Below are 1199 nucleotides of genomic sequence, written 5' to 3'. Positions count from 1 at the left end.
GTCTCTTCACCATTTTCTGTGATTTGTACACGAACCTTGCATCATGTTAGCTGGATTTAGATGTCAATCAGACCGTCTCCTTCTTCAGCTTACTGACCACTAAGTTGGTAGAATGGGAGTAGTCAAGTGCCTTCCTTGACGGCTGCCATTCTACCAACTATCATGTTAGCTGCTGAAGAAGAGCCCTTAAGCAATTTGATCAACATTAGTATTCCCTGTACATTCCAAAAATACACGAAGTCGAAAACGCTTTAGATTCCGATATCCATAAGCCCTCCGTTTTATATTTTTGATTTTATGATTGGTTCCTTCTGTTCGGGCATTCGTGTATGGAGATAAGAAATATTGGAGTATGGGTGCTTTCCACTTTTCTAATGTGTTGGCCACTTTATGAAAAGATGAGTAAGGACTATTCCGTGCTAATTGAATCCATTCTTCTAAAAGATCATGGGCATCATCGTAATCGGTCAACTTATAGAAATCTCGAAATAGTTCCTTTAAATAGTAAGCACAAGCAAGTTCTGGGTACTCTTCTAAGATTTCTTCCAAGCGTGCTTTCTGATGATCCTGTAGTGATTCATATCCTTTCAACAGGAGGAACCTTGCTTTTTTTAGTTTTGCAAATCCTTTTCTAACTTTGTCTAAGGCTTGTGTGACTTTTTGAACAACATGGTATTTATCAATGACGATCGTCGCTAAAGGAAAGACGGATTGAATCGCTTTATGATAAGGCTCCCACATGTCCAAAACGATGGTTTGAACCGTTTGGGAGGAAAGGACATTCTGATTGAATAGTTGAATGGTGGAATCACAATCTCGGTCTTTATGCATTCCGATGACACAGCCTAATTTCGCCTCTGTCAAAACGGTTTCGTATCGATGACCTTTTCGTACAGACACCTCATCTAAACTTAAAACCAGTTCATCCTTATCTAAAGCTTCATGAATTTGTTTTTGATGAAGGGCAGCTTTTTCTTGAGCGACCGAGTAGTAAATTCTCTCTAAGGTCGAATACGGAATCTTTTGTTTTCGACTTACATCTTGTATAGTTGTATCCTGACATAATTCAAACAAGTATTCACGATACCTATTCGTTTGGTGTTTATTAGGTTGAATCGACTCATAAGGCTCCGAGAATACCGATTGACAATTTTGGCATTGATATCGTTTGACCAGCACAAATAAACACACAGAATGAT

General features: G+C 38.7%; 1 protein-coding gene. It reads right to left on the bottom strand.

Features of this window, described 5'->3' with window-relative positions; all coding sequences use genetic code 11:
* Nucleotides 1-186 precede the first annotated feature (186 nt).
* Nucleotides 187-1199, bottom strand: a 1013-nt coding sequence (locus AC0KTX_RS16770; RefSeq protein WP_474253160.1) for an ISL3 family transposase, incomplete at its 5' end; no start/stop codon positions are given.

This window comes from Aeribacillus sp. JST-2, assembly GCF_056032925.1.
This window is presented reverse-complemented; position numbering and strand designations above follow the sequence as displayed.